This is a genomic window from Streptomyces cupreus, assembly GCF_014257025.1.
GTDB lineage: Bacteria > Actinomycetota > Actinomycetes > Streptomycetales > Streptomycetaceae > Streptomyces > Streptomyces cupreus.
In genome coordinates this window covers 1-8,369 of sequence record NZ_JACMSF010000126.1, presented here as the reverse complement: position 1 = coordinate 8,369, position 8,369 = coordinate 1, and the positions used below count along the sequence as shown (strand labels likewise).

Annotated in this window: 8 protein-coding genes and 3 pseudogenes; 9 read left to right on the top strand and 2 right to left on the bottom strand. The window is 67.9% G+C overall.

Annotated features, from left to right (window positions below):
* The first annotated feature begins 165 nt into the window (after positions 1–165).
* From H4N64_RS43555 to H4N64_RS43535, 5 genes and pseudogenes are all read left to right on the top strand, one after another.
* On the top strand, positions 166–534 hold the full coding sequence (locus H4N64_RS43555) for a hypothetical protein (RefSeq protein ID WP_222110104.1): 369 nt from the start codon (positions 166–168) through the stop codon (positions 532–534).
* 101 nt (positions 535–635) lie between these two features.
* Positions 636–1,316 (top strand): annotated as a pseudogene (locus H4N64_RS46650) (DDE-type integrase/transposase/recombinase); the annotation flags it as partial.
* Positions 1,317–1,493: 177 nt separating this feature from the next.
* Positions 1,494–2,570, top strand: coding sequence for a tyrosine-type recombinase/integrase (locus tag H4N64_RS43545; RefSeq protein ID WP_186288167.1), 1,077 nt, complete (start codon positions 1,494–1,496; stop codon positions 2,568–2,570).
* A 1-nt stretch (position 2,571) separates the two neighbouring features.
* Complete coding sequence (locus tag H4N64_RS43540) at positions 2,572–2,886, top strand: helix-turn-helix domain-containing protein (RefSeq protein WP_186288166.1); 315 nt, start codon at positions 2,572–2,574, stop codon at positions 2,884–2,886.
* Positions 2,883–4,406, top strand: a complete 1,524-nt coding sequence (locus H4N64_RS43535; RefSeq protein ID WP_186288165.1) for a site-specific integrase — start codon at positions 2,883–2,885, stop codon at positions 4,404–4,406. Before H4N64_RS43540 ends, H4N64_RS43535 begins: the two co-directional genes overlap by 4 nt.
* A gap of 107 nt (positions 4,407–4,513) precedes the next feature.
* Here H4N64_RS43535 and H4N64_RS43530 read toward each other — a convergent pair whose 3' ends face one another.
* Complete coding sequence (locus H4N64_RS43530) at positions 4,514–5,065, bottom strand: GNAT family N-acetyltransferase (protein ID WP_186288164.1); 552 nt, start codon at positions 5,063–5,065, stop codon at positions 4,514–4,516.
* Between the two features lie 256 nt (positions 5,066–5,321).
* Between H4N64_RS43530 and H4N64_RS46155 the strand changes: the two are divergent.
* The 4 genes and pseudogenes from H4N64_RS46155 to H4N64_RS43510 all read left to right on the top strand — a co-directional run.
* A pseudogene (locus H4N64_RS46155) lies at positions 5,322–6,031 on the top strand (Mu transposase C-terminal domain-containing protein); the annotation flags it as partial.
* A 4-nt stretch (positions 6,032–6,035) separates the two neighbouring features.
* Positions 6,036–6,260, top strand: a complete 225-nt coding sequence (locus tag H4N64_RS43520) for a hypothetical protein (protein ID WP_186288163.1) — start codon at positions 6,036–6,038, stop codon at positions 6,258–6,260.
* Positions 6,253–7,065: an AAA family ATPase gene (locus tag H4N64_RS43515; protein WP_186288162.1), complete on the top strand. Its 813-nt coding sequence runs from the start codon at positions 6,253–6,255 to the stop codon at positions 7,063–7,065. The genes H4N64_RS43520 and H4N64_RS43515 overlap by 8 nt, the downstream gene beginning before the upstream one ends.
* A gap of 30 nt (positions 7,066–7,095) precedes the next feature.
* Complete coding sequence (locus tag H4N64_RS43510; protein ID WP_336246972.1) at positions 7,096–7,854, top strand: HAD family hydrolase; 759 nt, start codon at positions 7,096–7,098, stop codon at positions 7,852–7,854.
* 124 nt (positions 7,855–7,978) lie between these two features.
* Here the strand turns inward: H4N64_RS43510 and H4N64_RS47105 are convergent.
* Positions 7,979–8,193, bottom strand: a pseudogene (locus tag H4N64_RS47105) (DUF6953 family protein).
* Positions 8,194–8,369 lie beyond the last annotated feature (176 nt).

The following is an 8,369-nucleotide window of genomic DNA, read 5'->3' as shown; positions in this document are numbered from 1 at the left end:
CGGTAGAGAAGGACGCGGCCCGGGTCGAGGCCAGGTTGTCGGCGGGCGAGATCGAGTGCCCGGGTTGCGGGGGTGTGCTCGCGCCGGGATACGGATGGTGTTGTGAGGGTGCGGCCGCGGCGGGCGCGGTGCTCGGGCTGTGGGGGTTCGCATGTACTTCTCCCGGTGCTCGTGCTGGTCAGGCGGGTGGACTTGGCGGACGTGATAGGGGCCGCGTTGGTGGCGAAGGCGGCCGGGTCGGGAGCTCGGTCGATCGCCGTCTTGCTGGGGCGGCCGGTGGAGACTGTGCGGGGCTGGCTGCGACGGTTCGAACAACAGGCTGAGCAGGTTCGCGTGTACTTCACGGTGCTGCTGGTCGACACCGGGCCCGATCCCATCCCGCCTGCCGCGTCGGCGAGCCGGTTCGCGGACGCGGTGGCGGCAGTGATCGGGGCCTGGAAGGCCGCGATCTCACGCTGGGCGGACGTCGGCGAGGTGTCGCCCTGGCAGTTGGCCTCCGCGGCGAGCCGGGGCCGGTTGCTGTCGCCGACCTAGCCTTGATCGCCGATCAACACCAACTGCCCCTGATCTTTGATGGGTTGTTCCTGACAGCCTCGGCGGGCCCATGCCTGTGACGAGACGTCAGGAAGGTGGACGTGTCGAAGAGAGATGACGACGAGGCAGCCAGGACGGAAAGAGCCCGGCGGATCGGTCTGTTCCGCTACATGCTCATCCGTGAGGCCGCCGACCCGAGCCTGACCGGCCGGCAGCGCGGTGCTCTGGTGCGCAAGTTGGCTCAGCAGGAGCACATCGACGCCGACGGACGGCCGGTGCGGATCACCCGGTGGACGCTGGACCGCTGGATCCTGGAGTGGCGCCAGGGTGGCTTCGACGCGCTCGTGCCCTCCCCGCGCCAGTCCCAGCCCCGCACCCCACCTGAGGTGGTGGAACTGGCGATGGCCCTGAAGAAGGAGAACCCGGATCGCACGGCCGCACAGGTCGGGAGGATTCTGCGGGCTCAGCTGGGCTGGGCGCCGGACGAGCGCACGCTGCAGCGGATGTTTTACCGCACCGGCCTGGTCGCGCTCAAGACGGCCAAGCCCGCCGACGCCTTCGGCCGGTTCGAGGCCGACCGGCCGAACGAACTCTGGGTCGGCGACGCGCTGCACGGGCCGCGGATCGACGGCCGCAAGACGTACTTGTTCGCCTTCCTGGACGACCATTCACGGGCGGTGGTTGGGCACCGCTGGGGCTTCGCGGAGGACACCGTCCGCCTGGCCGCCGCCCTGCGTCCCGCACTCGCCGCCCGCGGTGTCCCGCAGTACATCTTGTGGGATACCTCGTATGTTCCCCGGCGGCCCGCCGATCGTCCCGCTGGCTCTGCCGTGCCTGACCATGGGCACCAGCGTGTTTCCCACCCTCACGAGTGAACCTGATGGGTTCTCGGGATTCCCGAACTCTCCTCGCTCTAACCTCTGTTCATTCGCATTGGCTGAGCCTGCGGAGGAGGAAGCGTGGCGCTGGCAGTCGTACGGGACCTCAGCACAGCACGACGCCCGGCGAGCCCGGAGGAGCTGGAGGCGTTCGAGACCGACGTGCTCGCGGGCTTCGTCCTGGCGCGGGCCTCCGCCGGGTTGGCCGATGGCACGATCCGCGGCGACATGTCCCACCTGGAACAGATCCGCAGTTGGTTCGGGCACCCGTTGTGGGAGATGCAACCCTCTGACGCGGACGCGTACTTCGGCCGCACCGTGCGGTCTGCTTCGCAGGGCACAAGGTTGGCATATGCCCAGTCCCTGTCGACGTTCTTCGACTTCCTGGAGTTGCGCTACCGCGCCGAACTCCATGTGGTGACCGGCACGGTGATCGCATGCCCGCTCGACGAGATGAACCGCCCGCGCGGGCGGGGAGAGATCGGACTGCGCATCCCGCCCACCGATCCCGAGGTCGAGATGCTCTTCACGGGCTGGCGCGACGACCTCGCGACCTGCCGGAAGTTCGCCCCGGCGGCACGCAACTACACCGCCGCGAAGCTGATCTCCCTGGTGGGCCTACGGATCAACGAGGCCCGCCGCCTTGACCTGGACGATGTCCGCTGGGAACTGGGCCACTTCGGCAAGCTCCACGTCCGCTTCGGCAAGGGCACGCAAGGCTCTGGCCCGCGCCAGCGGGTGGTCCCGCTGATCAACGGAGCGGACCGGCTGCTGCGCTGGTACATCGAGGACGTGTGGGGGTACTTCGACGGCGACCACACCCGCCCCGGTGCACCGCTGTTCCCCACCGAACGCCACCATGCCGACGGCTCGGCCACCCGTGCCAGCGCCGACTCCCTGCGCCGCGGCCTGGCCGAGGCCGTCGGAAGCCACCTGCCCACCTGGTCGGACCGGCTCACCCCGCACGTTCTGCGGCACTTCTGCGCTTCCCAGCTCTACCGGCACGGCATGGACCTGCTGGCCATCCAGGAACTGCTCGGCCCCTGGTGGGTGGCGACCACGATGCGGTACGTCCATGTGCTGCACACCCATGTCGAGGACGCGTGGATCGCCGGGCAGGAGCGGGCCGCGGCCCGTCTGAAGGGACTCGCACGATGAGGTGGAACTCCGGCTGGCCGCCGCGAACCGCGGCATCTGGAAGGCCAGTGAGCTGCAGCGGATGCTCGCTGAACGGGGCCTGGTGATCTCGGCCGGCAAGATGTCCGGGCTCTGGTCCGGCCAGCCGATCAGCGTCAAACTCGCGGACCTGGACGTGATCTGCGCGGTGCTCGGCTGCGGCATCGACGAGCTGCTGATCCCCGAGCCGGACGCCGTCACGGCGTCGGCCCCGAAGGAAGCCCCGCAGCAGGCCGTCGGGCAGAGCCACCGTGTCACACCACGGGCGCCACGGGGCTGGTCCCTGCCGCCCACATGACCACCCCTCCTGGCTTCGTGGGCAGTTGCCGCTACTGCCTGGCCTGGGGCGTGATCGCCTTCAGCGGGATGTGTCGCGAGTGCGTCGGCTGGCGGGTCTGGGACCGCGCGAAGTGCACCGGATGCCACCGCACGGTCCCGCTCAAGCACGGCCACTGCCGACTCTGCCACCGACAAGCCCTGCGACAGCTCGGGCGCATGGTGATCCGCGAGACCATGCCCGACGTCGACCTGGTCGCCTGGCAGCTGTTCCTCATCTTCCCGCTCGGTCCGCGACGCGCCCGCGGACGGCCCCGCAAGCCGCCCGTCATCCGGCCCGCCCCGGTGACCTGGCAGATCCCGGGGCAACTCGCCCTCTTCCCCGTTCGCCCCGATTTTCTCCGCTTCAACCGGGACCGGCACGCCACCCCGGACAACCCCACGCTCGTCGAGGCCAGAGACGCCGCCCACCGGCTCGCCGAGGCCCGCGGATGGGCATGGTGGATTCTGCGTGAGATCAACGACGGGCTGCTGGTCCTGCTCTCCGGACACGCGCCCGGCGACACCATCGCCTACTCCGACATCGTGCCGATCGACCAGCTCGGCCACAACGTCGCGCACACCGCCGAGGTCCTCGACCTGCTCGGCATCCTCCATTACGACCGCGTCCCCACCTTCGACGCCTGGCTCAAACGCAAGCTCGCACTCCTCGCCCCCACCTTCGCCGAGGAGATCGAGGTCTGGGCCACCACCCTGCGCGACGGCGGCCCGCGCACCCAGCAGCGGTCCACCGACACCATTCGCAACTATCTGGACGCCGCCCTACCTGCCCTGATCGACTGGTCCACCCGCTATCAGCATCTTCGCGAGGTCACCCCCCAGGACATCAAGGATGTCGCCGCGGGTCTGACCGGCCTGAAACGCAAGCGTGCCCTCGTCGCTCTGCGGTCGATCTTCCAGTTCCACAAGCGCATCGGACGCCTCTTCCGAGACCCCACCATCCGCATCAACACCGGCAGAGTCGGCCTCGGCCTGCCGACGCCGCTCCGCCCAGATCAGCTCGAAGCCCTGGTCAACCACGCCACTACCCCCTTGCGCCGGGTCATCCTCGCACTCACTGCCGTTCACGCAGCCCGCCCCGCGGCCCTTCGTGAACTCCTTGTCGACGACGCCGGATTGGCTGACCGCAGGATCACCATCGGCGGCCATCCCCGACGGCTCGACGACCTGACCGCGCAGGTCATCAACCAGTACCTCCTCTACCGCCACCGGCGATGGCCGCACACCATCAACCCCCATCTGATCATCAACGAACACACCGCGCAGAACGAGAAACCCGCCAGCCCCCACTGGCTCAGCGACCAGTTCCGTGAGACCGGCGTGACTCTCAACCAGATCCGGATGGACCGCCAGCTCGAAGAGGCCCTCACCCACGGGCCCGATGCCCTCCACCTGGCCGCCGTCTTCGGCATCAGCGAACGCGCCGCGATCCGCTACGCCAAGGCCGCCAAAGCCTTCCTCGAGTCACCGCTTGAGCAGTAGTCCAAGTCGCCTGTCGCCCGCGCGCGGCTCTGGCGTACACGATTGTGTCCGCGCCGAGGCCCACCACCGCTCTACGGCGCCGTGGATCCGCGCTGTCGAGCACGAGCTCAAGCGGGCGGCGTGACCGAAGACCACACGCCGAACCACTGCTCGGCGCCGTACGCCTCGAACCGCTCCAGTTCGGTGAACCCGAGCTTCGCCGCGAGGCACATCGAGCGGACGTTGGCGGTCTGGGTGTAGAGCACCACCGGCTCACCGGGAAGCGCGCCACCGAACCAGTCGAGTGCCGCTGTGCACGCCTCGGTGGCGAACCCGTGTCCCCACGCCTCCGGCAGGAACAAGTAGCCGAGCTCGGTCCCTCCGGCCTCCCGACGGTGGTTGCTGCCCGGAAGCTCGGGGGCATGCGGTTTGAGCTGGATCGTGCCGATCATCGCTCCGTCGAGCTCGACCACGAACCAGCCAGGGCGCCGCCCGGGTACCTCAGGCACCGTGCGTTCGAGCTCAGCACGCGGTCGAGGGCCGCCAAGGTAGGTACCAACTTCTGGCGAGGCGTTCAGCTCGATGACCGCCGCACGGTCCCGGGCCTCGGACTCTCGGAGTACGAGCCGCTCGGTCTTGATCGGGGCAGTTGGCCAGGCGACGGGTCTGGGGTCGGTCATGCCGGCCAACCTAGCCAGCAGGCTCGATAGCGATCAAGACGCGCGAACCGATCAAGCCACCGGCCCGGGGTCTCATCCTCACCAATGGGTCCGGGCCCGACAAACCAACCATCCCTCCTCACCGATTGGTATCCACTTCTTGCCCCACCCTGCGCTCATGCGCCCGAACCCACGTCCCCAACCCCCGATATCCCGACCGCACACCCGCAAGTTCACCGCGCTGCGCCTTCAGAAATCGCGAACTTGCGGCGGAGACGTCGACAACGGGAGTGCTTTCGTCGACTCGTGGCTGCTGAGGGCCTGCGCGAAACTCGGCATCAAGCTGGTGCACTCCGCCCCCGGACGCCCTGAAGGACGCGGGAAGATCGAGAGGTTTTCCGCACCGTGAACGGCGATTTCACCGTCGAGATCGCCTCCGAAAAGGGAGAGGTCGGCCGCGAGATCAAGGACCTCGCGGAGATGAACCGTCTGTTCACCGCGTGGGTCGAGAACATCTACCACCGCCGCGTCCACAGCGAGACCAGGCAGGAACCGCTTCAGCGGTGGATGGCCGCAGCCCCCTTCCCCGTCCCCCGGCCCGCCGACCTTGCCGAAGCCTTCCGCTGGTCCGAACACCGCCGGGTCGCCAAGACCGCGACCGTCTCACTGCACGGCAACCGCTACCAGGTCGAACCCGAACTGGTCGGTCACAAGGTCGAGCTGGTCTTCGACCCCTTCGACCTGACCTTCCTGAGGGTCCGTCTCGACGGCAAGGACGCGGGCACCGCCACTCCGTTCCAGATCGAGCGGCACTCCCACCCCAAGGCCAGGCCCGAAGTTCCCGCCGAGGAACCCAAGGTGACCACCGGCATCGACTACCTCGGCTTGGTCGACAACGCACACTCCAACCACCTCGGCACAAAGATCAATTACGCGGCGCTGGCCGAACCACCGACCGCGAGCACCGACCTCACAGACCAGGGCTGAGCCCATGGCCAGACCCTCCACCAGCGGCGACTGGACCGCGTTCCTGGTCGAGTTGCACGGCTTCTTCGAGACCTGCGACGCCTGCGTCGACCAGGCGCTGGCCGCGCACTTCGGCTTCGACACCGCCGTCGACTGGATCACCGTCTCGCTGGAGCTGTTCACCGAACACCTCCAGACCCCACCTGACCAGCCCTCACCAGCCAACTTCCAGGAGAGTCCGCGTGATTGAGAAACTGCAGGCCCACTACGGGTTCGAGCGCATGCCCTTCGGCCGCAACCTCGCGCCGGGCATGCTGCACCGGCACGACTCCCACAACCAAGCCGTCGCCCGCATCTCCTGGTGCATCGCCGAACGCTCCATCGGCGTGGTCACCGGCGAGGTCGGCGCCGGCAAAACCGTCTCCGTCCGCACCTGCCTGGACGCCCTCGACCCGTCGAAATACACCGTCATCTACATCCCCAACCCGATGATCGGGGTCCGCGGCATCCACGAGGAGATTGTCAACTCCTTCGGCCAGACCCCCTCCCACCTCGGATCCCGCCTCGCTGTCCAGACCGCCAAGGCCCTGCTGTCCGAGCGTGAGGAGCGCGGACGCACCCCCGTCCTCGTCCTGGACGAGGCCCACCTGCTGTCCTACGAACAGCTGGAAACCGTGCGGATGCTGACCAACCAGGGCATGGACCAGGACTCCCCGCTGTCCTGCCTGCTGGTCGGCCAACCCACGCTCAGACGCACCATGAAACTCGCCGTCCTCGCCGCACTGGAGCAGCGGACCGCGCTGCGTTACACCATGCCCGGCATGACCTCGGCAGAGACGTCCAGCTACGTCGCCCACCACCTGAAGATCGCCGGGCGCCCGGACCAACTGTTCACCGAGGACGCCCTCACACTGATCCACACCACCTCGCGCGGCTACCCGCGGGCGGTCAACAACCTCTCCCTGCAGGCCCTCGTCGCCGCCTTCGCGACCGGCAAGAACCTGGTCGACGAGGCCGCCGCCCGCGCGTCCGTGAGCGAGGTGGTCGGCGACTGACTCCCCACCGCACTCGTGGGAGGCTCACCCATGCCGGAAGCGGTTTCTACCAGGGCCAGAAGGGGCGATCTCATGCCGATCCAAGGTGTGCTTTTCGACGTGGACGACACTCTGTTCGACTACTCGACCTCGGAAGAAGTTGGCGTGCTCGCCCACCTGCGGGAGCAACGGCTGCTCGATCAGTTCCCCGACCCCGCCACGGCACTCGCCTTCTGGCGGAAGATCATGGAAGTGCAGTACGCACGCTTCCTCAACGGCGAGCTCACTTTCACCGAACAGCGGCTCGAACGCACCCGTCAATTCCTCTCCCACCTCGGGCAGGACACCTCGGGCATGCCGGACCACGAAGCCGCTGCCTGGTTCGCCAGCTACGAGGCCCACCGCAACGCCGCCTGGGCTGCATTTCCCGATGCCGAGCCTGTCCTCAGGAAACTCGCACCGGACTACCGCCTCGGGATCGTCTCCAACTCATCCGGCGATCACCAGCGCGACAAGCTCCACGCCATCGGCCTGCTGCCCTACTTCGACAACGTGCTCATCTGCTCCGACCAGCACGGCGCCGCCAAGCCCGCACCGAGCATCTTCCTCGCGGGCTGCACTGCGCTCGGCCTCCCACCACGCGAAGTGGCCTACGTCGGAGACAAGTACACGCTCGACGCCGTGGGGGCCCACGACGCGGGGCTGCACGCCTACTGGCTCGACCGGGCGAACAACTCCGGCAACGCGGCCAACGGCAGTATCCGCGTCATCCGCTCCCTCGACGAACTCCCAGACGCCCTCACCCGCTGAACCCCACCGGCACCTTGCCGACCACAGCGACACCTCGCCGACCATCGCCCCGCAGGGACGTCCCCAGCGGGGCCTTCTCATGCTCACTTCGTTGGCACGTTCAATGCCGCAATCCTCGGCATTTTCAGCGCCGCCTAACAAGGCGCCAATACCGAGCGCCCCTCTCCCACATGACCGTTGTTTCGCTGATCCGCTTGAAGGCCTTCAAGACTTCCTTGCTGATCGCCGGGTGCCGTTGTCATTCTCGTACGTCAGGCCCGGAAAGTGCTTCGCGATGTAGTCGACCGCGTCCGACTGGAACAGCTCGTGATTCCGGCCGTCTGTGATCTGCGCCAGCATCCATTCCGCGGCTGCCTGCGCGTCAGTTTCACTCATACGGACGACGATATCCCCCATCAGTGGACCACCCGGACCACCATCGGCTTCCCTCCCAGATCGGGCAGCACGCCCCGTCGAGACGCTCAGGCGTCGGGAACCGCGACGGGGTTGTCCAAGTATCCCAGGCGGGCGTCGAC

Bases quoted from the DNA above. Each gene is read 5' to 3' on its own strand.
- H4N64_RS43520 (WP_186288163.1), top strand. From the start codon at position 6,036: ATGGCCAGACCCTCCACCAGCGGCGACTGGACCGCGTTCCTGGTCGAG.
- H4N64_RS43535 (WP_186288165.1), top strand. From the start codon at position 2,883: ATGACCACCCCTCCTGGCTTCGTGGGCAGTTGCCGCTACTGCCTGGCC.
- H4N64_RS43530 (WP_186288164.1), bottom strand. From the start codon at position 5,065: ATGACCGACCCCAGACCCGTCGCCTGGCCAACTGCCCCGATCAAGACC.
- H4N64_RS43510 (WP_336246972.1), top strand. From the start codon at position 7,096: ATGCCGGAAGCGGTTTCTACCAGGGCCAGAAGGGGCGATCTCATGCCG.